General features: G+C 66.7%; 21 protein-coding genes and 1 pseudogene. 10 read left to right on the top strand and 12 right to left on the bottom strand.

All coding sequences use genetic code 11. The features are described 5' to 3' along the window. Positions 1-168: 168 nt before the first annotated feature. The 3 genes and pseudogenes from ACQVDU_RS07710 to ACQVDU_RS07720 form a co-directional block, all read right to left on the bottom strand. On the bottom strand, positions 169-1,458 hold the full coding sequence (locus tag ACQVDU_RS07710) for an ion channel protein (protein WP_443476763.1): 1,290 nt from the start codon (positions 1,456-1,458) through the stop codon (positions 169-171). A gap of 10 nt (positions 1,459-1,468) precedes the next feature. Continuing rightward, entirely contained in the window at positions 1,469-1,822 is a 354-nt protein-coding gene (locus ACQVDU_RS07715; protein ID WP_443476931.1) for a sodium-independent anion transporter, read from the bottom strand. 232 nt (positions 1,823-2,054) lie between these two features. Then, positions 2,055-2,972: pseudogene (locus ACQVDU_RS07720) on the bottom strand (SulP family inorganic anion transporter); the annotation flags it as partial. Between the two features lie 126 nt (positions 2,973-3,098). Between ACQVDU_RS07720 and ACQVDU_RS07725 the strand changes: the two are divergent. From ACQVDU_RS07725 to ACQVDU_RS07735, 3 genes are all read left to right on the top strand, one after another. Beyond that, a complete protein-coding gene (locus tag ACQVDU_RS07725; protein ID WP_292707164.1) occupies positions 3,099-3,473 on the top strand; it encodes an SHOCT domain-containing protein in 375 nt (124 codons plus the stop codon). A 123-nt stretch (positions 3,474-3,596) separates the two neighbouring features. Then, positions 3,597-4,355: a potassium channel family protein gene (locus ACQVDU_RS07730; protein ID WP_443476764.1), complete on the top strand. Its 759-nt coding sequence runs from the start codon at positions 3,597-3,599 to the stop codon at positions 4,353-4,355. A 36-nt stretch (positions 4,356-4,391) separates the two neighbouring features. Further along, positions 4,392-5,564, top strand: a complete 1,173-nt coding sequence (locus ACQVDU_RS07735) for an AI-2E family transporter (protein WP_443476765.1) — start codon at positions 4,392-4,394, stop codon at positions 5,562-5,564. A 2-nt stretch (positions 5,565-5,566) separates the two neighbouring features. Here ACQVDU_RS07735 and ACQVDU_RS07740 read toward each other — a convergent pair whose 3' ends face one another. Genes ACQVDU_RS07740 through ACQVDU_RS07750 form a run of 3 tightly spaced genes read right to left on the bottom strand, consistent with a single transcriptional unit; the run spans position 5,567 to position 7,084 of the window. Next, on the bottom strand, positions 5,567-5,920 hold the full coding sequence (locus ACQVDU_RS07740) for an SHOCT domain-containing protein (RefSeq protein ID WP_300593503.1): 354 nt from the start codon (positions 5,918-5,920) through the stop codon (positions 5,567-5,569). A gap of 17 nt (positions 5,921-5,937) precedes the next feature. Continuing rightward, positions 5,938-6,366, bottom strand: coding sequence for a DUF6325 family protein (locus tag ACQVDU_RS07745; RefSeq protein ID WP_300593500.1), 429 nt, complete (start codon positions 6,364-6,366; stop codon positions 5,938-5,940). A gap of 43 nt (positions 6,367-6,409) precedes the next feature. After that, entirely contained in the window at positions 6,410-7,084 is a 675-nt protein-coding gene (locus ACQVDU_RS07750; RefSeq protein ID WP_300593497.1) for a GAP family protein, read from the bottom strand. A 294-nt stretch (positions 7,085-7,378) separates the two neighbouring features. On the opposite strand from ACQVDU_RS07750, the gene ACQVDU_RS07755 reads away from it, so the two are divergent. The 5 genes from ACQVDU_RS07755 (at position 7,379) to ACQVDU_RS07775 (ending at position 14,252) form a co-directional block, all read left to right on the top strand. Continuing rightward, positions 7,379-8,602: a glycosyltransferase gene (locus ACQVDU_RS07755; protein WP_443476766.1), complete on the top strand. Its 1,224-nt coding sequence runs from the start codon at positions 7,379-7,381 to the stop codon at positions 8,600-8,602. Positions 8,603-8,604: 2 nt separating this feature from the next. Continuing rightward, a complete protein-coding gene (locus ACQVDU_RS07760) occupies positions 8,605-9,804 on the top strand; it encodes a glycosyltransferase (protein WP_443476767.1) in 1,200 nt (399 codons plus the stop codon). Between the two features lie 237 nt (positions 9,805-10,041). Continuing rightward, a complete protein-coding gene (locus ACQVDU_RS07765) occupies positions 10,042-11,019 on the top strand; it encodes a GlxA family transcriptional regulator (protein WP_292707190.1) in 978 nt (325 codons plus the stop codon). Positions 11,020-11,094: 75 nt separating this feature from the next. Next, complete coding sequence (locus ACQVDU_RS07770; RefSeq protein ID WP_443476768.1) at positions 11,095-11,766, top strand: hypothetical protein; 672 nt, start codon at positions 11,095-11,097, stop codon at positions 11,764-11,766. 272 nt (positions 11,767-12,038) lie between these two features. Further along, entirely contained in the window at positions 12,039-14,252 is a 2,214-nt protein-coding gene (locus ACQVDU_RS07775) for an ATP-dependent Clp protease ATP-binding subunit (RefSeq protein WP_443476769.1), read from the top strand. Positions 14,253-14,319: 67 nt separating this feature from the next. On the opposite strand, the gene ACQVDU_RS07780 is transcribed toward ACQVDU_RS07775, so the two are convergent. The 3 genes from ACQVDU_RS07780 to ACQVDU_RS07790 form a co-directional block, all read right to left on the bottom strand. Then, complete coding sequence (locus tag ACQVDU_RS07780; RefSeq protein ID WP_292707198.1) at positions 14,320-14,886, bottom strand: nitroreductase family protein; 567 nt, start codon at positions 14,884-14,886, stop codon at positions 14,320-14,322. Between the two features lie 89 nt (positions 14,887-14,975). Continuing rightward, on the bottom strand, positions 14,976-15,554 hold the full coding sequence (locus ACQVDU_RS07785; RefSeq protein ID WP_363498959.1) for an LLM class flavin-dependent oxidoreductase: 579 nt from the start codon (positions 15,552-15,554) through the stop codon (positions 14,976-14,978). Continuing rightward, positions 15,467-15,802: an LLM class flavin-dependent oxidoreductase gene (locus tag ACQVDU_RS07790; RefSeq protein ID WP_443476770.1), complete on the bottom strand. Its 336-nt coding sequence runs from the start codon at positions 15,800-15,802 to the stop codon at positions 15,467-15,469. Before ACQVDU_RS07790 ends, ACQVDU_RS07785 begins: the two co-directional genes overlap by 88 nt. Positions 15,803-15,919: 117 nt before the next feature. Here ACQVDU_RS07790 and rraA point away from each other — a divergent pair, with 117 nt between their 5' ends. Continuing rightward, positions 15,920-16,387, top strand: a complete 468-nt coding sequence (rraA, locus tag ACQVDU_RS07795) for a ribonuclease E activity regulator RraA (RefSeq protein ID WP_443476771.1) — start codon at positions 15,920-15,922, stop codon at positions 16,385-16,387. Between the two features lie 28 nt (positions 16,388-16,415). On the opposite strand, the gene ACQVDU_RS07800 is transcribed toward rraA, so the two are convergent. Further along, positions 16,416-17,789, bottom strand: a complete 1,374-nt coding sequence (locus tag ACQVDU_RS07800; RefSeq protein WP_443476772.1) for a glucose-6-phosphate dehydrogenase — start codon at positions 17,787-17,789, stop codon at positions 16,416-16,418. Positions 17,790-17,931: 142 nt separating this feature from the next. On the opposite strand from ACQVDU_RS07800, the gene ACQVDU_RS07805 reads away from it, so the two are divergent. Beyond that, positions 17,932-19,725: a glycoside hydrolase family 15 protein gene (locus ACQVDU_RS07805; protein WP_443476773.1), complete on the top strand. Its 1,794-nt coding sequence runs from the start codon at positions 17,932-17,934 to the stop codon at positions 19,723-19,725. Between the two features lie 82 nt (positions 19,726-19,807). On the opposite strand, the gene ACQVDU_RS07810 is transcribed toward ACQVDU_RS07805, so the two are convergent. Further along, on the bottom strand, positions 19,808-20,911 hold the full coding sequence (locus ACQVDU_RS07810) for an ABC transporter permease (protein ID WP_443476774.1): 1,104 nt from the start codon (positions 20,909-20,911) through the stop codon (positions 19,808-19,810). After that, positions 20,908-21,792 carry an ABC transporter ATP-binding protein gene (locus ACQVDU_RS07815; protein WP_443476775.1) on the bottom strand — a complete coding sequence of 295 codons (885 nt, stop codon included), beginning with the start codon at positions 21,790-21,792 and terminating at the stop codon, positions 20,908-20,910. Before ACQVDU_RS07815 ends, ACQVDU_RS07810 begins: the two co-directional genes overlap by 4 nt. Between the last annotated feature and the right edge of the window lie 5 nt (positions 21,793-21,797).

Genomic DNA, 21,797 nt, shown 5'->3' on the forward strand with positions numbered 1-21,797 from the left:
TCCTAGCCATCCCTTGGATTCTCGCTTCCCCAGCATCGTGCTGGAATCAGCGTGTCCAAGATCAGGGGTCAAGCGCCGGTCGCGGGCCTCCTCGTCTTCACGTGGATCATCCTCTTCATCCGAAACGCCGCTGCCCTCGAGACTGACATCAACGCGGCGTGACAGGTATCACCGCGCGGCGGTAGACACTCGATCCGCCGGGTGATCCTCGATGATCATCTCCGGCGCCCGCGCCACGACCAGCCACGTCGGCAGGATCGCCACGCACATGATCGCGAGGATGCCGATGTCGCCGACCATGGCGACGGCGACGAACAGCGCGATCCAGCCGTCGCGGGCGATCGCGAGCGTGAACCCGAGCACGCCGCTGGCGATCGCGAGGCCGAACGGGATCGATGGCACGAGAGTCTGGGCAAGCATCCCGAACGCGACGCCGAGGAAGATCGCCGGGAACACGCGCCCACCGCGGAAACCGAAGGATGCCGCCACCACGAGAGCGGCAAGCTTGATGCCGACGACCGCGAGAAGTCCTGCCCAGCCGATCGTGCCATTCAGGGCGATCAGCTGAGCGCTCTGCTCCAGACCCTTGAAGAGCGTGAGGGGGCCGCCGAGCGCGCCGAGTCCGCCGAGCAGCAGTCCGCCGGCGATGCTCAGGAGCAGCGGGTTCGGCATCCGTCGGCGCAGGAACGGGTGTAGGGCCTTGAACGCGATGATTCCGATGAGGGCAATCGCGGCGCCGACCGCGGCGATGACGGATGCCCAGACGAGGTCGATGGCCTGCGGATCGGTGTACGGCGCGATGCTCGCGACCGCGCCGAGTCCGCCGCCGAGGACAAGCGATGTGACGGTTCCCGTCGCGGCTGCCACGAGCGGGAGGAACAGCTTGTCCCACAGCGCACCGCCGCCGGAGGCAAGGGCTCCCGTGAAGACGAGCGCTGCAGCCACCGGCGTGCCGAACAGCGCGCCGATCGTGCCGGCAGCCGTGAGGATCACGACGAGCTGCGCGGGGATCGCGGGCCACAACCGCGTCACGATCCACACCGCCAGGGCCGTGTTGATGGCGATGATGGGGCTCTCGGGGCCGAGACTCACGCCACCGATCAGCGTCAGCAGGATGACGACGATGATGCTCGGGACCGCACGCACGGGCTGGGGCGGCGCGATGAGCTCGACGGTCGCGGAGTCCTGGCCACCGTGCCCGGGCATCTTCCAGACGACGAGTCCCACGAGGAATCCGGTCAGGGCGAGGACGCCGAAGATCCACCAGGGAGATTCGCCGCTCGCGCCCAGTGACTCCGGCAGCGACTCCCACACCCACTGGGTACCGAGGTGTGCGACTTCATCCAGCGCCCAGAGCATGACCCCCGAGAGGATGCCGATGAGCGCGGCGGGGATCGAGAGGGCGACGAGCGTGCGCGAGCTTGCAGCGAATGCCCACGGGTTCGGAGTGGAATCCATGACGCTCACCCTAGGCGGAAGGCTCGCCGGTGGCCGACGGCGCCGCCCCGGTCGAAAGCGCGTCGGCGGCGTCACGGTTGGTGGCAAAAACGGGCTCTGCCGAGATGATCCCGAGCCGACGGAACCGGGGGAGCAGGTGTTCTCTGGGCCGACTGAAGGCGAGCTGGATATCTCGCGCTGCCAACCAGTCCCGCAGTCCCGTCATCGCCTCGGCGGCTGTCACGTCGGCATCCGTGACCGATTCCAGATCGATCACGACGTGGTGGACGGGCGTGCCGGCGGCGCCGACGCTTGCCTTGACGGCCCCGACGAAGCTCGCGGCGTTCGCGAAGAACAAGGGTGCCGCAAGCCGCAGGATCACCACGCCAGGAGCCGTGGTCGTGCCCGGCTCCGCCGTCTCGAGGATCGCGCCGCCGTCCTCGGCCCCGGCGAGAACATCGACCGGTGCGGATGCCGCGCGTCGCGTGACATTGATCAGGGCGAGAACGAACGCAACGGCGATTCCGGCAATCGTGCCGACCAGGAGCGTGACCGGCTGCTGTCACGAGCGAGGGCAGCTGGGACCGGGCACCGGCCTGCTCCATTGCGGCGCTGCGCGAGGTTGAAGACCCGATGGCGAAGCTACCGCTTGCCCCGCCCGCAATGTTGGTGAGACCGAAGGCGAGCAGGTCCCGATTGGGGTCGGTGCGATAGCGATGCCGCTCGCCATACGAACGCGACAGCAGCAACCCCTCGGCCACCGTGACCAGGGTGAGCGCGAGAGCCGACGGAACGAGGGCTATCCAGGTCCCCCAATCCAGGATCGGCCAGGTCAGGGTGGGCAGGCCACCGGTCACCTCGCCCAGCACATCGACCCCCGCCTGGTCGGCGTCGGTGATGGATACGACGACCGTCGAGACCACGATCACCACGAGCGCCCACGGTGCCACCCGGAGCCAGCGCCTGCCCACCAGCAGGATCACCAGCGACCCCGCCGAGATGCACAGCGCCCACACGTTCAGCTGGGGAAGCCCCTCGACCAGTTGCACGAGCTTTTCGATGAACTCGGATCCGGACGCGATCGGCACCCCCAGCATCTTCGCGATCTGCGACACCAGGATGTCGAGGGCAAGCCCCGCGACGAAGCCGACGAGGATCGGCGCCGAGAGGAAGTTCGCGAGGAACCCCAGCCGGAACACCGCCATGACGACGAAGGCGATGCCGGAGATGATCGCCTGCGCCATAGCCATGACCAGGTACTGATCAGACCCGGCGACCGCGAGCCCCCCGACGGATGAGGCGACCAGCGCAGCCGCCGCAGCGTCCGGGGAGGCGACGACGTGGCGTGAGGAGGTCACGGCAACGAAGATGATCGTCGGCACGATCAGTGCGTAGAGTCCGGCCGTCGGAGGCAGCCCCGCGATCTGGGCGTATCCGATGTTCAAGGGCACGGCGATCGCAAGCAGGGTTACTCCCGCGAGCAGTTCCCGACCGACGGAGCGGGCGGTGAGGCCGGCGAGAGGTCTGATGGTCACGTCGCGAGAGTCTACGAGCGAGCGCCACTTCGCGATTCACCCCGGAAGGGTGATGTGCCTCATTCCCCGCGGCCCGAAGGTTGTTCAGGCGCGATCGTCGCGCCGACCATGGAAGGACCCCACCCGATGAACTTTTGGGAATTCATCATCTGGATGCTCTGGGCGTACGTCTTCGTCGCTTACCTGTTCCTGCTCTTCTCGATCCTCGCCGACCTCGTGCGCGACCAGAACCTGGGCGGTTTCGCCAAGGCGGTCTGGATCATCTTCCTGATCTTCGTTCCCATCCTCACCGCGCTGATCTACCTCATCGCGCGTGGAAAGGGAATGGCTCAGCGGAGCGTCGCACAGGCTGAGGCAGCGCGTCGGGAGACCGACGCCTACATCCGGTCTGCGGCAGGCGCGAGCGCGACCGATGAGATCGCGAAGGCCGCGCAGCTGCGCGACGCCGGCACGATCACGGCGGACGACTTCGAGAAGATCAAGGCGAAGGCACTCGCCTGAGCTCGATCCAGCGGCGCCCCGCGGCATCCTCACCTCTGCTGGTGGGGAACTGTCGCGGCGGCGCCGTTGGACGCGTGGCCTGTCAACCTCAGCCCACACCGTGAGTCTCACTACTCTCAGATCATGACCGAAGAACGCTGGCAACGACTGACCTACTGGCCCCTGGTCGTCGCATCCCTCGCTTTCATCGTCGCCTACTCGTGGCAGGTGATCGCCAATCTCCAGGGGCCGGACTACGCCATCATGCGGGCCATCATGGCCGTGACCTGGCTTATGTTCGCGATCGACTATCTGGTCCGGCTCGGGCTGGCAGCGAAGAAGGGCGTCTGGTTCCGGAGTCATCTCTTCGACCTCGCGGTCGTGGTCCTGCCAGTACTCAAGCCTCTGCGGCTGGTTCGCGCGATCACCGAGATCCAGAAGATGTCCAAGGGTGACCAGCTTCGTACTCAGGCCGCCGTCTTGGCTGGCGGTACTGTCGCCATCCTGATCTGGATCTGCTCGCTCGCGGTCCTGGACGTCGAGCGCCCCGCGCCCGGGGCGAACATCCTCAACTTCGGTGACGCGATCTGGTGGGCATTCGTCACGGTCACGACCGTGGGCTACGGGGACCTGTACCCCATCACGGCCTGGGGCCGGGTCGTCGCCGTCGTGCTGATGTCAGTGGGAATCGGCGTCGTCGGTGTCGTCACCGCAACAACCGCGTCCTGGTTCGTCGAGCGGGCCGCGACGGTATCGGGAAGCGACGATCAGGAAACCGCGACCCGTGGCCAGGTTCGTGCTCTCTCGCGGCAGGTCGAGGCTCTGGTGAAGGCTCTTCCACAGGATGCCGAGAAGACCCTTCCGCACCACCGCGAGGCCGAGCCGCCTCAGACCCCCTCATGACGGCCGGTTCCGAGGGCGGCGCGGTAACCTGACGCCGTGAGTTCCGCCCCGCCCTCCGAAGTGCCCTCGAGCTCGTCGCCGATGCTGCGGGTGCTGATCGGCCTGGCGGCGGCTGTGGTCGTCCTCGTCGGGCTTTCCTGGGCCCGGGAGATCGTCGGCCCGCTGGCGCTCGCGGCAGTGATCGTGATCATCTGCCATCCCCTGCAGGGGCTGTTGCGCCGGCGCGGATGGCCGATGTGGACCGCCACGACCGCCGTCATCCTGCTCGCGTACGTGATCCTGACCGCGATGGCGCTTCTCCTTCTGTTCGCGGGAACGCAGTTCGCGCGCCTCGTCGTCAACTACGTCGCGCAGCTGCAGACCACGGTCGATGGGATCGAGCAGTGGCTCGCCGATATGGGCTGGGACCGGCAGGCTGCCGACACCCTCGCGTCCTTCCTCGAACCCTCGCGCCTGCTCAGCGTGGCGACATCGGTGTCGGGGATGGTCGTCGGGGTCGCGATCGGGTTGTTCTTCGTGCTCGCCTACGTCATCTTCATGGCCGCAGACGCTGCCCGGTACAACCGACTCCGGGCTGTCTTCGGTTCCGCGGTCGACGGGACACTCGCCCGGGTTCGCACCTTCACGGTCGGAACCCGGCGCTACTACATCGTCAACGCCATCTTCGGTGCGATCGTCGCCATCATCGACGGCATCGCGCTCGCCGCAATCGGAGTACCGGCGCCGGTGGTCTGGGCGATCCTGGCGTTCGTCACCAACTTCATCCCCAACATCGGGTTCATCCTCGGCCTCATTCCGCCAGCTGTTCTCGCGCTGGTCGTCGGGGGGTGGCCGCTGTTTCTGGCCGTCATCGCGATCTACTGCATCGTGAACGTCGTGCTGCAGGTGCTCGTCCAGCCGAAGTTCGTTGCGGATGCCGTCAGCCTCAGCCTCACGCTGAGTTTCTTCTCGGTGATCTTCTGGACGTTTGTGATCGGTCCGCTCGGGGCGATCCTGTCGATTCCGCTGACCCTGCTCGTGCGTGCGCTGATTCTGGAGGCCGACCCGAACGCGCGGGTCTTGCGGTGGCTGAGTGGAGATCGGGATGCTGCGCCGGTTGATGACTCAACAGAAGCTCCCCGCGACGACACAGGCGTCGACGCCGCCACGGAGAATGACGAAGGGTCGCCGGCCGAGTCCGCAGACGCTGCCGGCGACCCTCCCGTGTGATCTCAGGAGAGGAGCTTGGCCTTTGCCGCAGCGAACTCGTCGTCCGAGAGCACGCCTGCGTCCTTGAGCGCCGCGAGCTTCTGGAGCTCGGCAACGACATCGACAGCGGGCGCCGCCGGCGCGGCGGGAGCCGGTGCGGGAGCTGCCGCCATCTGCGCAGCGACGGCCTGCTGGGCAGCCTGCTGCATCGCAGCCTGCTGCTGAGCTGCCTGGTACTGCTCCTGCTCGTACTGCGCCTGGGCCTTCTTCTGCTGGTTGTTCGACATCGCGCCCGATACCGCACTGGCGGTGCCCGCGACGACGGCGGTGCGTGCGGCGAGGCCGATGAGGCCGGGACGGCCGACTCGTCTGATCATGTTGGATCTCCTCTTTCTCAGGCCTGTTCGGCCAGGTCCATGACGGCGTTGACAATGGGGGCGGGGATGCGTTCGGCGCTGAGGACGACGCCACCGGAGGCGGCGAGTCGGTCGGCGAGTCGGCGTGCGTAGAGCAGCTCGAGAGCGACGATTGCCGCGGACGAGCCCGGCTCGACCAGCTCGACGAGCTCGGCGATGTCCTCTTCGCCGGTGATGCCGATCTCAGCGAGCTCGATACCGCCGAAGCCATACTCCTCGGTCTGGTCTTCGATCTCGATGACCTCGACATCGCCCGACTCGGACTTCGACACGATCACGAAGTCGAGAAGGCGTACGAGACCGCCTTCCAGGAGCTCCGCGAGCGCGGAGATGGTGTCAGGGCTCGGGCGGTCGCCGTCGAAACCGACGAGGTAGAGCTCGACCGGTCCATAGCGGAACTCAGTCATGGTGGGTCCTTTCGGGTGGGTGTGAGGAATGAGGAGGAACAGGTCAGAAGTAGGTGATGCCCTTTGATAGCACGACGACACCGAGGATCAGCAGGACGAAGCCCATGATTACGGTGTGCTCTCGTTCGAGCCACGCCCGCAGCGCGTCGAGGGGCTGGTGTGCCCGATCACCCGCGACGAGGACGCCGATGATCGGGACCAGGATCGTCGATGCTGCAACGAGGACGTACACCGGGATGGCGACGGCTGCATCGCTCACGCGAACCCCGGATGAGCCGAGTGCGACTCCTGCTGCAGCGCCGAGCAGGAGATTCTTCGGATTCACCGCGGCCAGCAGGACGCCCAGCCCCACCGCGTCCCAGAACCCGAGACTGTCGATGGCGCGCATCCAGGCCGGGAGTTCTCTGTCTCCATTGCGCGTCCGGGCAGCCGAGCGGAATTGGCGAACCGACAGACCGATCAGCACGATGCCCACAACCAGGTGAATGGTTCCCGGCACGGGGCGAGTTCCACCGACGGTCGGTGAGGGGATCACCGCCGCGAAGACCAAAAAGAGCACGACGACGGTCAGGATGCCGACAATCCATCCGAGGGCGAACCCGGCGCCGGCCGTACGAGCCTTCGGGGAAACCAGCAGGAGGATGGCGGCGATGATCGGGATCGGGCTGATGGCGATGCCCACCGCGAGCGGAAGTACCGCTCCGATCGCGTCTCCCATGCTTTTCTCCCGGAACCGGCTGTCGACGCATCCGTCATGCGCCGTGGTGAGTGAATCGTCCGGGATCACCATAAGGCCGCACCCGCCCGCGGTGAAGCGCCTGCGGCCCAGAAATCCGCGGCAGCCCGATCCCCCTCGCTCATGGGTGTCATCGACTCATTCCTGACGCTGATCTCGGTCGTCGGATCGGTCCGGCTCGGTGGAGCGCCTCCCGGGACCGTTCGGGTCGCTCAGGTACAGTTGTGACGCCGCATCCCGCGGTGCGACCGCCGTTCAGCAAAGGCAGCCCCCTCTGTGACTTCCCTCGACGCGTCCGACGGCTCGCCGACCGGCGACCATACCGGTGGCGACGGCCGCCTCACCGTGCTCATCGGTGCCGATACCTTCTTTCCTGACGTCAACGGTGCCGCGCGATTTGCGGAGCGGCTCGCTGCCGGCCTCGTCGCCCGCGGGCACGACGTTCACGTCATGGCCCCGAGCAAGACCTGGGCGCAGCATGGCGTCTTCCGTGAGGTGATCGAGGGTCAGGAGATGACCGTTCACCGCATCCACTCCTACCGGTGGTACCCACACGACTGGCTGCGGTTCGTCTGGCCGTGGCGCGCGAAGCACTACTCCCGCATCGTGCTGGACGAGGTGAAGCCGGATGTCGTTCACATTCAGTCGCACATCGTGATCGGTCGTGCCCTCACCCGGATCGCGTGCGAGCGTGGGATCCCCGTCGTCGCGACCAACCACGTCATGCCCGAGAACATCCTCGACTACTCGGCGATGCCGAAGTCGTGGAACGACACGATCATCCGGTGGGCGTGGGCCGATGCGAACCGGACGTTCCAACTCACCCGCGTGATCACGACTCCCACGCGCCGCGCCGCCGACTACCTTGAGCGGGCAACGGGAATCACGGGGGTCATCCCCATCTCCTGCGGCATCGACATGAACAACTACACGCCTGACTTCACCGCTCGCCCCGACAAGCGCGTGCTGTTCGTCGGTCGACTCACCAACGAGAAGCAGATCGATGTCCTGCTGAGAGCCATGACAAAGCTCGATCCCGCCCTCGGGGCGACGCTCGACATCGTCGGTGGCGGCGACCAGCGCAAGAGCCTCGAAGCGCTAGCCAGTGATCTGGGTCTCGCGGATCGTGTGACCTTCCACGGTCACACCTCTGAGGAGGAGCTGCGGGCGCTGTACTCGCGGGCGACTGTCTTCGCGATCGCCTCGATCGCCGAACTCCAGTCGATTGCCACGATGGAGGCCATGGCCTCGGGTCTCCCGATCGTCGCGGCCAACGCCGTCGCGCTGCCACACCTCGTCCAGGACGGCGAGAACGGATACCTCTTCACCCCGGGCGACGCCGACGAGCTGGCGGCGCGCCTCACGGATGTGCTCACCGCCGAGCCCGACGAGCGCCGCCGGATGCAGCAGGCCTCCCTTGACGCGGTCGCGATCCATGACATCAACCGCACGCTCGACACCTTCGAAGCGTTGTACCGCGGCGAACCCGTTCCGGAGTAGCCATGCACGTCGTGATGTTCGGCGACCAGCACGCCGAGACGCTCGGCGGCGCACAGGTTTCGATGCGACTACAGCGCCGATTTCTCGAGAAGGCCGGTCACACCGTCACGATCGTCGCCCCGCGTCGGCACGGACCGCGTTCAGGGTTGCGCGCTGACGATCCGGGCTACGCCGATCTGCCGTCCATCCCGGTGACGCTCGATCGCGAGTACGCGATGACGTGGCCGAATGCGCGCGCCGATCGCGCCGTCGACGCGGTCATGGCCGGACGTCCACCTGTTGACATCGTGCACGTACAGGGCGATTTTTGGGGAGCTTTCCTCGGCCTGCGCTTTGCCCGCCGCAACGATCTTCCCGTGGTGTTCACGTTCCACAACCGGGTCGATGTCGGCATCCGTGCCGTTGCTCCCTTCCCGAACCTTGTGCTGCGCGTCCTGAACCGTTGGGGTCGCCGGGCGCTGTCGGAACCTGCCGATGCGGGCGCCGACGGTTGGGCGTACCTGCGGATGCTGGCATCGTCGGCCGATGCCGTCACGGCGCCCTCGGCCCACTTCGCGCGCCGCCTCGAGGCCCATCGCGTCGCTCCCCATGTCGATGTCGTGTGGAACGGCATCGACGACGACGAGCTGGCCCTGGCCCTCTCATCCCCGCGCGGGCGTGCCGAGTCCCGGCCTCCGCGCCTGGTGTGGGTGGGACGGATGAGTCCCGAGAAGCGTCTGATTCCGTTCCTGGAGGCAGTGGTTGCGTCGGGGATCGAGGCCGACATCGAAGTGATCGGCAACGGCGCGCAGCGGGCTGCCGCTCAGCGGGTGGCCGAGCGTGCCCGTGCGTCGGTGTTCTTCCTCGGATCGTTGCCGTACCGCGAAACGCTGCGACGCATCCGGTCGGCCGACGCGCTCGTCCAGACGTCCATTGGGTTTGAGACGCAGGGCATGACGATCTTCGAGGCTGCGACGCTGGGAACCCCATCGATCGTTTGCGATCCAGACCTCGTGGCAGAGCTCGGGTCGGGGGTGTGGGCGGTTCCGGATGGCGCGACCGAGAGCCTTGCTGATGTCTTGCGAACCGCCGTCGCTGATATCCGCAGCGGCGCAGCACCCGTGCCCGACCCGTCGATCGCCGAGAGATTCCGCCAGTCGTCGCGGACCGCGGCCATGCTCGAGGTGTACGAGGCAGCGAAGGTCCGGCACGCCGAGCGGTGAACCGTCGCCGTCGCCGTCACGGTACGCGGCGGGTGTCGGTCGGCTGGCGGCGAAAGCCGTCGGTGCGGACGGCGCGAATCGTTGCGAGCAAGCCCCATACGGCAAGGGCTGACACGAGAAGCAGAGTCATCATGTCAGAAACGCTATGATCAACTCATTCCGGCCACGAGTGGCGGAATGACCATACTTCGAAGGATTCATGCCACCGCAGGGTGGACTGTCGAGAGTCGAGTCATCATGATCCGCACCGTTGCAACGATCGTTCAGCCGGGGTTCGCGCCCTTCGAGTTCGGCCTGGCGTGCGAGGCGTTCGGTCTCGACCGCTCCGCCGACGGGATCCGAGGGTTCGACTTCCGCATCGTGGCGGCCGAACCGGGCCTCGTGCCGAGCAACCTCGGCTTCTCCATCACGGTCGACGAAGGCCTGGAGTTCGCACAGACCGCCGACCTCGTGATCGTGACACCGGTACCGCGCGACAGATGGCAGGAGGCTGACACTCGCGTGTCGGAGGTTGTTCGGCGCGCAGCGGAGCGCGGAGCGTGGCTCATGAGCGTGTGCAGTGGCTCGTTCGTGCTCGCGGCGGCGGGAGTTCTCGACGGTCGACGCGCGACCACCCACTGGATGTATTCCGACACCATGGCGCAGATGTATCCGCAGATCGAGGTCGACCCCGATGTTCTGTACGTGCAGGACGGTCGCATCATCACGAGTGCCGGGACGGCTGCGGGGCTGGATGCCTGCCTTCACCTGCTCCGACAGGAGCTCGGCGCGGAGGCGACCAACCGCATCGCGCGCAGGATGGTCGTCGCCCCGCAGCGCGATGGTGGACAGGCTCAGTTCATCGACAAGCCCTTGCCTGTCGCGGCATCCCATTCCTTGGCTCCTGTCACGGACTGGATGCTCGCGAACCTGCGTTCCGATCTCTCCGTGGAGCAGCTCGCTGCGCGGGCGCACATGTCGCCACGGACGTTTGCGCGACGCTTCAAGGCGGATCTCGGCGCGACGCCGGCGGCGTGGCTTGCCCGCCAGCGCATCATCCACGCGCAGCGGCTGCTCGAGCGCACCGACCTGGGGCTCGACCGCATCGCGTGGGAGAGCGGGTTCGGTTCCGCGGCGGTGCTGCGGCAGAACTTCGCGCGAGTCCTCGGCATCACGCCCACTGCGTATCGCGCTCGCTTCCCCTCGGGTTCACGGGATCTCGCACCGACGGGCTGAGGCCGTCCTCGTGGGCGGGGCAACGATCGGGCAACGAGGCCGGATGGGTCGCTGTGCCTCCGATACACTCTGGCCATGTCGAGGGGTGGGGGACACGTGGCAGCATCGCGGATGTCGGTATGGGCTGGCGTTGCCGCGCTGAGCGTTGCTCTGGTCGGGTGCGCCCCCGCGAGTGAGACCGACCCGACGCCTTCGGCATCCGTCTCGACCGCGCCGTCCCCGGATGCCACCTCCGACGGGCCACCGGTGACCGACCCGCCCGTGGACGAGATCGATCTCGACGCTCTCGTGTGCACCGATCTGCTCGATCTCGCCGTCGCACAGGCGCAGTTTGGTGCTGATGCGCAGTTCATCGCCGAGCTCGGGCCGGGGGAGTTCGCCGGCATCATGGCGGGCCCGATCGCCGAGAACGCGCTGAGCGAGGCGACACAGCAGATCGGGTGCATCTGGGGTATTCCGCAGAGCGACGGCGCCTTCACCGTCGTCGTCGCTGCGCTGCCGCAGGCATCCCGAGATACTCTCACCACTGCCCTCGGCTCCAGCGTCTTCACGGGCACGCTGATCGGTACCGCGCCGGCGTACACATGGGAGCGCGACGACGCCCTCGGTATGGTCACGACCGTCTACGCTTTTGCGTCGCCGCTCTGGGTGACGGTCACCGGTTCGGGTACAACGAGCTCGCAGACCGAGATCACCGGGGATGTGCTCAACCACCTCCGAACGATCTACCCCAGTCTCGGCAACTGAGCACTGACCGTTGCCGCCCCTGAGTGGCGGCCGCCGTCATCGGCATGACGCGGTGCAGCGGAAGCCGGCGGTAGGGCGACCGCGGCGGTACCGGAGCGCACCCGTGATGGAGGGCTCCGCAGGCGAACCCGGCCATCCCGAGCTCCCGCCCGCAGGCGAAGCCCTTCCCGAATCGACCGGGCGGTGATAAACTTGAGTCAGAACGGCTCAAGTTTGAGCCCACACAGATTTCGGCGGTCGGACCGCCACCACGTCGCCGCACAGGAGGCATCATGCAGACCACACCGATGGCTGACCAGGACGAGCAGCAGACTGCGCTCGAACAGTTCGGCATCAACCTCACCGACCGTGCCCGCCAGGGCAAACTCGACCCCGTCATCGGGCGGGATGCCGAGATCCGGCGTATCAGCCAGGTCCTGACCCGCCGCACCAAGAACAATCCCGTCCTCATCGGCGAACCGGGCGTCGGCAAGACTGCCGTCGTCGAGGGTCTCGCTCAACGCATTGTGGCGGGGGATGTTGCCGAGAGCCTCCGGGGCAAGGAGCTCATCGCGCTCGATATCTCGGCGCTGGTCGCCGGCGCCATGTACCGCGGGCAGTTCGAAGACCGTCTCAAGAAGGTGCTTAAGGAGATCACCGACTCCGAAGGTCAGATCATCACCTTCATCGACGAACTCCACGTGCTCATGGGCGCGGGCGGTGGCGAAGGATCGGTCGCGGCATCCAACATGCTCAAGCCGATGCTCGCTCGCGGTGAACTTCACATGATCGGGGCGACGACCCTCAACGAGTATCGCGAGTTCATCGAGAAGGATGCCGCGCTCGAGCGCCGCTTCCAGCAGGTCTACGTCGGCGAACCCAACGTCGAAGACACCGTCGCGATCCTCCGCGGCCTCAAGGAGCGCTATGAGGCACACCACAAGGTCGCGATCTCGGATAGCGCGCTGATCGCCGCGGCGGCGCTCTCGCACCGCTACATCCCGAGCAGGCAGCTGCCCGACAAGGCCATCGACCTCATCGACGAAGCGGCATCCCGGCTGCGGATGGAGATCGACTCGGCGCCGCTGGAGATCGACGAGCTGCGACGCCACGTCGACCGGCTGAAGCTCGAAGAGCTCGCGCTCAAGAAGGAGAAAGATGACGCGTCGCGCGAGCGCCTTGAGAAGCTGCGCGCGGACCTGAAGCGTGAGCAGGACAAGCTCTCGGAGCTGCAGGCGAAGTGGGAGACCGAACGGTCGATCCTCAACCGCGTCGGTGAGTTGAAGACGCGCCTGGATGCCGCGCGCATCGAAGCCGAGCGTGCACAGCGTGAGGGTGACCTCGAACGCGCATCGCGCTTGCTCTACGCCGAGATCCCGGCGCTGGAGCGCGGGATCATCGAAGCCGAGAGCATGGAGCCGAGCGAGGACCGCATGGTGAACGAGCAGGTCACCGAGGAGGACATCGCGGCTGTCATCGCCGGATGGACCGGTATTCCGGTAGGGCGTCTGTTGCAGGGCGAGAGTGAGAAGCTCGTGCATCTCGAGGCCGAGCTCGGCAAGCGCCTGATCGGGCAGAAGGAGGCGGTGAAGGCTGTCGCGGATGCCGTGCGCCGATCGCGCGCCGGGATCAGCGACCCTAACCGTCCGACCGGCTCGTTCCTGTTCCTCGGCCCCACGGGTGTCGGCAAGACGGAGCTCGCGAAGGCGCTCGCCGCGTTCCTCTTCGACGATGAGCACGCCATGGTGCGGATCGACATGTCGGAATACGGCGAGAAGCACTCGGTCTCACGCCTGGTCGGTGCCCCTCCCGGATACGTCGGGTACGAACAGGGCGGCCAGCTGACGGAGGCCGTGCGGCGCCGTCCGTACAGCGTCGTGCTGCTCGACGAGGTCGAGAAGGCGCACCCCGAGGTGTTCGACATCCTGCTGCAGGTGATGGATGACGGACGTCTCACCGATGGTCAGGGGCGCACCGTCGACTTCACGAACGTCATCCTGATTCTGACCTCCAACCTCGGATCGCCGATTCTCATCGACCCGACGATGCCGTTGGAGCAGAAGCGGTCACAGGTGCTGGCTCTGGTGCGCCAGGCGTTCAAGCCCGAGTTCATCAACCGGCTCGATGACATCGTCATCTTCCAGGCGCTCTCGCAGGATGACCTGGCCCAGATCGTCGAACTCACGGTCGACCGACTGCAGCAGCGCCTTCAGGAGCGTCGACTCACCCTCGCGGTCACCCCGGACGCGCGAGGGTGGCTCGCCGAGCGGGGCTACGATCCGGTGTTCGGTGCTCGTCCGCTGCGCCGTCTCATCCAGTCCGAGATTCAGGATCGCCTGGCGATGGCGCTGCTGTCGGGCGGCGTGCGCGACGGAGACATCGTCCGGGTGGATGTCGCGGTCGACGGGGACTCGTTGGTCCTGACCAGTGACGGACCGGCTGCCGCCCCGGCGCCGCGTCCGGGCGAGGATGACGACATCATCGAAGCCGAACTGATGGACGACTGAACCCAGAAACACCGCGGGGCTCGAGGTCAACTGATGACCTCGAGCCCCGCGTCTGTCTCGGACGAAATCAGGCGTCGACCAGCACAGTCTCCGACAGCGGACGACGGATGCGCGGCGCGGCCTCACGTTCGCGGACCGCGTCGTCTGCGGCGTCAAGATCGCCCAGGTTCCCGACAGCCATGACGGTGAGCGGGCGAACGGTCTCGGGAAGGGAGAACGCGGCAGCGATCGCGGCGCGATCGAACCCTCCCATCTGGTGTGTCATCAGGCCGTCGGCATGTGCCTGCACGGTGAAGTGCGCAGCGGCCTGGCCCGCGTCATACTCGGCCCACGGCAACTCCACGCCGTCATGCTCGGTGTCGGCAAGAAAGACCACGAGTGCTCCCGCATTGACAGCCCAGACCTGGTTGAAACCGGTGAGCGCATTCGAGATCTGCGAGAACGCGTCGGTGCCGCGCCGTGCGACGATCAGTCGCCACGGCTGAGTGTTTGCTGCCGACGGCGCCCAGCGCGCAGCTTCGAGAGCTGCCGACAGTGCTGACTCGTCAATCGGGCGCTCGGCATCGAAGACCCGAGTGCTGCGGCGGTTCGCGAGGACGTCGAGCAGGGCATTGGACGGGGCGATGGTGGTCATGACTTCTCCCGGTGTTGAGGATTATCGGAACGGACCCCGTCGTCCTCTTCGGTCAACACCCAATTTCGCTTGGTATTCCCCGCGCCGCGTCAGGCTCCGTTCATCCGGTCTCGCCACTCCAGCAGCGGCTTCACGGGGGAGAGGTCGTAGTCCGGCCCGTCGATCGAGGGGATGATGAAGCGCACCCCGAGCGGATGCAGCCGCTCCAGGGCATCCTGTTCCAGCAGCGGCCCGAACCCGCGCGGAGTGAAACCCGTCGCGATCTCGATGTCGGCGGGATCCCGGCCGACGCGCGCGCACCAGTCGTGAAGCACGTCGAGCTTGTGGGGGATCTTCTCAATCGGCGTGAACGTGTGCCAGATAGCGGCGTGCTCGGCCACGAGCCGGAGCGTCTTCTGCTCGCCCTGCCCGCCGATGAGGATCGGAATGTCTCGCGTCGGCGCCGGATCCAGCAGCTCCCATCGGCGACGGATACGCCCGAGGTCGTCGCGCAGATCGTTCAGGCGTGATCCGACGGTGCCGAACTCGTAGCCGTACTCGAGGTAGTCCTTCTCGGCCCAGCCCGAGCCCGTGCCGAAGATCAGCCGACCCGTCCCGCCTTTGCGCTGATGTGGTCGACGGTGCGGGCCATGTCGGCCTGCAGGTCGGGGTTGCGGTACGAACTGCAGTTGACGAGCGGGCCGAACTCCACCCGCTCGGTGAGTTCGGCGATGGAGGCGAGCATCGTCCACGCCTCGTAGTGCTCAGCCTCGAGCGGCTCAGTGAGCGGGAAGAAGTGGTCCCAGTTGAAGATCGCGTCGACCCCCAGATCTTCTGCGCGAAGGATGGCGTCGCGGATCTGAGAATAGGAAGAGTGCTGGGGTGCGAGCTGCACACCGACGCGCACGGGACGATGCTCTGCGGGGTGGGTCGTCATCCTTCGAGTATTGCCCGTACCGGTCGCGACCGGGACGCTTGCGGGACTCGGAAGTCTGCCGGTTCTTTCCGGTTACCGGTCCGCGGACGCAGCGGTACGCACGGATAGCGTCAGAGCATGACGATTGCGACGGCAGACCTGTTCGACGAACGCGGTGATGAGCTCGATTCGCTGGGCATCCAGCTGCAGGATATCGGTGGCCGGGTCGCCTTCGACGGCTCGATCCGTACGGTGCGCTGCTTTCGCGACAACGCCCTGGTGAAGGCGACCCTGGCAACTCCGGGACGCGGTGGCGTGCTCGTGATCGACGGGGGTGGCTCGCTCGATTCGGCGCTGGTCGGAGATCTCATCGCGGGATCCGCGGTCGAGAACGGTTGGTCAGGCATCCTCGTGTACGGCGCGATTCGCGACCGCGAAGCGATCGGGCGACTCGACCTCGGGGTCAAGGCTCTCGGTTCGAACCCGCGCAAGAGCGCCAAGGACGGCGTCGGCGACCTGGACGTCCCCGTGACGATCGGCGGCGTCGTGTTCACTCCGGGCAGGCACGTCTGGGCGGATGCCGACGGGGTGGTCGTGGAGCGCTGATCCCCGTCCTCGAGGCTGACGGTCCGGCTCAGTAGTCGCGGTCGGGCCAGTCGGCGGGTCCATGCGATCCCGCCGGGTAGTCCTGAAGGGGAACCTCGTCGGCTTTCCAGGCATCCAGCACGGGCTGCACGATGCGCCAGCACTGCTCGGCAGCATCACCGCGCACCGACAGGGTCGGGTCGCCGTCGAGGATCTCGGAGAGTACTTCGGCGTACGCCAGGAGCGCACCCTCACCGAGGTCGGCGCTGAGCTTTGCCCAGGTGAGCGCGAAGGGGTCGTCGGCGCCGTTGACATTCAAGCCGAGCGACATCCGGTCGGGGCCCAGGGTGAACCGCAGGCGCGAACCGTGGGTCGCACCGGTGAATCCGTCGGGCAGGTGCCGAACCGGGCGGAACCGGATGAGGATCTCCTTGACCGGATCGCCGACCGCCTTGCCCGAGCGCATCGTGATGGGAACACCCGCCCAGCGGTTGTTGCGCACTTCGAGCACGACCTCGGCGAGGGTCTCGGTCTCACGGTCGGGATCCACCCCCGGCTCGTCGACGTAGTTCGGCAGCTCACGGCCGTCGATCGTTCCGGCCGTGTATCGCCCGCGGCGCGAGGAAGCTACCGGGTCGTCGTCCCAGATGCGGGTGGCCAGCAGAGCCGACGTCGTCGCGCCTCGGAGGTCCTGCTCACCGAGGGTTGCCGGCGGCTCCATCGTCACGAGCGCCATCAGCTGCAGGAGGTGGCTCTGGATCATGTCGCGCAGTGCCCCGGCTTTGTCGTAGTAGCCGGCCCGCCCCTCGAGCCCGAGCTTCTCGTCGTAGGTGATGTCGATCGACTCGATGTGCTCAGCTGACCAGATCGGCTCGAGGACGCGGTTGGCAAAGCGCGCGCCGATGATGTTCAGCGACATCGAGCGGCCGAGGAAGTGATCGACGCGGAATACCTGGCTCTCGGGGACGAGCGCTGCGAGCTTCTCGTTGAGCGCGTGGGCGCTCTCGGCATCCGTCCCGAACGGCTTCTCAAGAGCCAGGATGAGTCCGTCGGGAAGGTCGACCGACGACAGTGATTCGCAGGCTTTGGCGGCGATTGCCGGCGGAACCGCGAAGTACAGGGCGATTCGGCCGTGCGTCTCGGAGAGCAGCGAAGTGAGGTCGTCGGGTGCGGTGATGTCGGCCTTCGTGTAGGTCGTGTCGGCGACCTTCTGGAACGCGTCCTCGGCATCCATCGACGCAAAGGCGGTGCGGACGGTCTCGCGCCAGTGCTCGTCGGTCCAGTCATCCATCCCCGCGCCGCGCAGGCGCACCTGGCGACCGGGCTGCCGCGAGAGCAGCTGGCCGAGAGCAGGCAGCAGCAACCGGGAGGTGAGGTCCCCCGATGCGCCGAGAATCATGAGCGTCGTCGTCTGGTCGGCCATGTCGCCACCTTATCGACGCTGTGTGTCCGGCAGGCAGATTCGTCGGGAAGTCGTGGGGACGAGAGGTAAGCGACACCAGCTGGGATGCCGCGTGTGCGGTCGATCTACCGCGAACCTTGCCGGGGACTGACACAATCGGGACATGGCCGCGCCGATCGAGGACTACGCGATTTTGAGCAACTGCCGCACGGCTGCTCTCGTCTCCCGCGAGGGAAGCATTGACTGGCTGTGCCTACCGAGATACGACTCTCCGTCGATCTTCGGCGCGCTGCTCGGTGAGAAGAAGCACGGTCACTGGACCATCCGCGCTGCCGACCCCGATGCCACGGTGGCGCGGTACTACGAGGACGACACGTTCGTGCTCGTCACCCGCTGGGAGACATCGACGGGTGTCGCGGAGGTGCGCGAGTTCATGCCGATCGACGGCGGTCGGGTAGAGCTCGTGCGGCGCGTCGAGGGGGTCTCGGGACACGTCGATTTCACAACTGAGTTGCGGATGCGCTTCGACTACGCTCGCGCGCTCCCGTGGGTGCGTCAGGTAGGCAGCCACGTTGAACCGGCGTTGCTGGCCATCGCGGGGCCGGATGCCGTACTGGTGCGTGGTGTCGAGATGAACCCCGACGACCATGTGCACCGCGGATCGTTCACGGTCAAAGCGCGCAGCGGGGTGGATCTGACCCTGACCTGGTTCCCGTCTCACCGGGAGGCACCGGACCCCGCCGATGTCGATCGAATGCTCACCCACACGCTGCACTGGTGGCGTGAGTGGGCGGGACGTGTCGACCACGATGGCCCGTTCGAAGATGAGGTCGTGCGCTCGCTCATGGTGCTTCGCGCACTGACGCACGAAGACACCGGCGGTATCGTCGCGGCGGCTACCACCTCCCTTCCCGAAGACTTCGGTGGAGTGCGCAACTGGGACTACCGCTACGTGTGGCTGCGCGATGCCGCGCTGACGATCGAGGCGCTCATCTCCCACGGCTTCCTGCGTGTGACGGCGCGCTGGCGGCAGTGGCTGCTGCGCGCTATCGCGGGCGACCCCAAGGATCTGCAGATCATGTACGGGCTTGCGGGAGAGCGCGATCTGGTCGAGCGCGAACTCGCGTCGCTGCCCGGATATGAGGGGTCGGCGCCGGTGCGGATCGGAAACGGTGCCTCCGACCAGTACCAGGGCGATGTCATCGGCGAAGTGATGGTGGCCCTTGAGGCGGCCCGTGTGGCTGGGGTCGAAGAGACCGACTTCTCGTGGGCACTGCAGCGGGCGATGCTCGCGTTCGTCGAGCGCCACTTCGACAAGCCTGACAACGGCATCTGGGAGATTCGTGGCGAGCCGCAGAAGTTCACGCACTCTCGAGCGATGATCTGGGCTGCGTTCGACCGCGGTGCGCGGGCGGTGCGCGACTATGGTCTTCCCGGCGACGCGCAGAAGTGGGAGAAGCTGCGTGACCAGGTGCGGGCGGAGATCGACGCGCACGGTTTCGACGCCGAGCGCGGCCACTTCGTGCAGCACTACGGGTCGACCGAAGTGGATGCCTCACTGCTGTTGCTTGCGCAGGTGGGGTTCGTCGCGCACGATGACCCGCGGATGCTGGGCACCGTCGCCGAGATGGAACGCACGCTCATGGTGGACGGACTCCTGCACCGCTATCGCACCGAGAGCGGGGTGGACGGTCTCGCGGGCACCGAGCATCCGTTCCTCGCCTGCTCGTTCTGGCTCGTGGAGCAGTATGCGAACAGCGGTCGTGTGGATGACGCGATGGCGCTCATGACCCGTCTCTGCGGCTTCGCCAACGACGTCGGCTTGCTCTCAGAGGAGTACGACGTCGAGGGCGCCCGTCAGGCGGGGAACACGCCTCAAGCTCTCTCGCACCTTGCCCTCGTCCGGGCCGCCGACGCGCTGGCTGGACACCATGGCCGCGCCGCCGACCGGGAGTAGCGCGCAACAGTCGTGATCCCCGCGACGGTCCCGCGCTCCGAGGCGGAGACGGGACCGACGCGGGATAGCCGGGGCATTCAGATCACGGGGTCTTGAGTGCCTCGCGCCATGAGACGCGTGCACCCATGCGCAGGATCGAGCGTTCGTAGATCTTTGCCGCCAGCACGATCGCAGCGACACAGGTGGCGATGAGGATGACGAGGGACAGGATCGGCTCCCACCACTGCGCCTCTCCGAGGTACAGCCGAAGCGGCATCCCGACTGGCGCCGAGAACGGCACGTACGACATCACGGTGAGCACGACAGGGTTGTCGCCTGCGAAGATCACCAGGAAGTACGGCGCCATGATGAGCATCGTCAGCGGCGCGGTCGTTGAGCCGATGTCCTCCATGCGCGAGACGAGCGAACCCGCCGCCGCGAACAGCGACGCCAGCAGCACGAACCCGAACAGGAAGAAGATCGCGAACCAGGCGATCGGGGCACCGAGCCCCTGAAGCACCTCGCTTTGCCCGGTGACGATCAGCCCAACCACGGCGATCGTGGCAAGGAGCAGGATCTGCGCCATTGCCAGGATGGTGTTCCCGATGATCTTGCCCGCCAGGAGCGTTCGCGCCGGCATTGCCGACAGGAGCAACTCGACGACGCGGGTCTGCTTCTCTTCGACGACGCTCTGGGCGATGGTCCCGCCGAAGAGGGATGCCGCCAACAGGAACACGATCCCGAACCCCAGGGAGACGAAGTACCGCAAGGCAAAGTCGACGGATGCCGGGTCCAGGAGCTCGACCGACGGCGACTCCGACAGTCCCATCAGGAGCGATGTCGGTGGCGAGTCCTCGGCGATGACGACCACACCGGTGGGCGAGGATGCGTCATCGACAACAGCCGCGCTGACCTCACCGCTGCGGACGAGAGCTTCCGCGGCATCCTGGTCGGCGACCTGCGTCACCTCGACCCCGGGGACCTTCTGCACCGCGGCTGCCGTCGATGAGGTGACCGCGACCCGCGTGGCAGACGGATTGCCGGCAGAGAACCCGCCCCAGATGACGGCGGCGAGCGCGATGAGCAGGGTGATGATTGTCGAGATCACGAAGGCGCGGCTGCGCAGCTTGGAGCCCACCTCACGTTCGGCAACGAGCCAGACATTCTGGAAGCCGCGGGGCGTGGATGTCGGAGCGGCGGTAGTCACTGGATGACCTCCTTGAAAATCTGTGCGAGCGTCGGGCGAACGGGGGCGAAGCGCTCGATGCTCGACTCGCTTGCCGCGCGCTGCAGGACGCGCTGGGCGGCGGCGTCCTCGGCCGCATCGAAAAGGGCGTTTCCGCCGTCGAACTCGACCACCGTGATACCAGGTTCCTCGCGCAGCCAGCCGAGGTCGCCGGCAGTGCGCAGTTCGTAGCGGTGCCCCGAGTGCTGCTGGCGCAGGTGCTCGCTGCTGCCGGCGGCGCGGATCTCTCCGCCGGCGATGATGACGATGTCATCGCAGAGGCGCTCGACGACGTCGAGCTGGTGCGACGAGAACAAGACGGAGACGCCGGCAGCCGCGCGGCGGTGCAAGACGTCTGCGACCACGTCGACAGCGAGGGGATCGAGCCCCGAGAAGGGCTCATCGAGGATGAGCACGTCGGGCTCGTGCACCAGCGCAGCGGCGATCTGCGCCCGCTGCTGGTTACCGAGTGAGAGTTTCTCGACGGTGTCGTTCAGGCGCTCCCCGAGCCCGAGCTGCTCGAGGAGGGCGATAGACCTCGCCTCCGCCTCGCCCTTGTCGAACCCGTGCAGCCGGGCGAGATAGGTGATGTGCTCGCCGACCTTCATCTTCGGGTAGAGCCCGCGTTCTTCGGGCATGTAGCCGAAGCGGCGCCTGTCCGCCGAGGTCAGCGCGGCACCATTGATGGTGACCGACCCGTCATCCTTGGCAAGCACCCCGAGGATGATGCGCATCGTCGTGGTCTTTCCCGCACCGTTCCCTCCGACGAAGCCGGTCAACCGGCCGGGCCTGACAGTGAACGACAGATCGTTCAGAACACGGTGCGCGCCATAACTCTTGGTCACGTGCGACAACTCGAGCATGTTGC

It is taken from the genome of Microbacterium sp. F2, from assembly GCF_052274505.1.
Lineage (GTDB): Bacteria > Actinomycetota > Actinomycetes > Actinomycetales > Microbacteriaceae > Microbacterium.

Bases quoted from the DNA above. Each gene is read 5' to 3' on its own strand.
- ACQVDU_RS07740 (WP_300593503.1), bottom strand. From the start codon at position 5,920: ATGATCAGACGAGTCGGCCGTCCCGGCCTCATCGGCCTCGCCGCACGC.
- ACQVDU_RS07775 (WP_443476769.1), top strand. From the start codon at position 12,039: ATGCAGACCACACCGATGGCTGACCAGGACGAGCAGCAGACTGCGCTC.
- ACQVDU_RS07765 (WP_292707190.1), top strand. From the start codon at position 10,042: ATGATCCGCACCGTTGCAACGATCGTTCAGCCGGGGTTCGCGCCCTTC.
- ACQVDU_RS07745 (WP_300593500.1), bottom strand. From the start codon at position 6,366: ATGACTGAGTTCCGCTATGGACCGGTCGAGCTCTACCTCGTCGGTTTC.
- ACQVDU_RS07790 (WP_443476770.1), bottom strand. From the start codon at position 15,802: ATGACGACCCACCCCGCAGAGCATCGTCCCGTGCGCGTCGGTGTGCAG.
- ACQVDU_RS07725 (WP_292707164.1), top strand. From the start codon at position 3,099: ATGAACTTTTGGGAATTCATCATCTGGATGCTCTGGGCGTACGTCTTC.
- ACQVDU_RS07780 (WP_292707198.1), bottom strand. From the start codon at position 14,886: ATGACCACCATCGCCCCGTCCAATGCCCTGCTCGACGTCCTCGCGAAC.
- ACQVDU_RS07760 (WP_443476767.1), top strand. From the start codon at position 8,605: ATGCACGTCGTGATGTTCGGCGACCAGCACGCCGAGACGCTCGGCGGC.
- ACQVDU_RS07730 (WP_443476764.1), top strand. From the start codon at position 3,597: ATGACCGAAGAACGCTGGCAACGACTGACCTACTGGCCCCTGGTCGTC.
- ACQVDU_RS07815 (WP_443476775.1), bottom strand. From the start codon at position 21,792: ATGCTCGAGTTGTCGCACGTGACCAAGAGTTATGGCGCGCACCGTGTT.
- ACQVDU_RS07800 (WP_443476772.1), bottom strand. From the start codon at position 17,789: ATGGCCGACCAGACGACGACGCTCATGATTCTCGGCGCATCGGGGGAC.
- ACQVDU_RS07750 (WP_300593497.1), bottom strand. From the start codon at position 7,084: ATGGGAGACGCGATCGGAGCGGTACTTCCGCTCGCGGTGGGCATCGCC.
- ACQVDU_RS07805 (WP_443476773.1), top strand. From the start codon at position 17,932: ATGGCCGCGCCGATCGAGGACTACGCGATTTTGAGCAACTGCCGCACG.
- ACQVDU_RS07710 (WP_443476763.1), bottom strand. From the start codon at position 1,458: ATGGATTCCACTCCGAACCCGTGGGCATTCGCTGCAAGCTCGCGCACG.
- rraA (WP_443476771.1), top strand. From the start codon at position 15,920: ATGACGATTGCGACGGCAGACCTGTTCGACGAACGCGGTGATGAGCTC.
- ACQVDU_RS07770 (WP_443476768.1), top strand. From the start codon at position 11,095: ATGTCGAGGGGTGGGGGACACGTGGCAGCATCGCGGATGTCGGTATGG.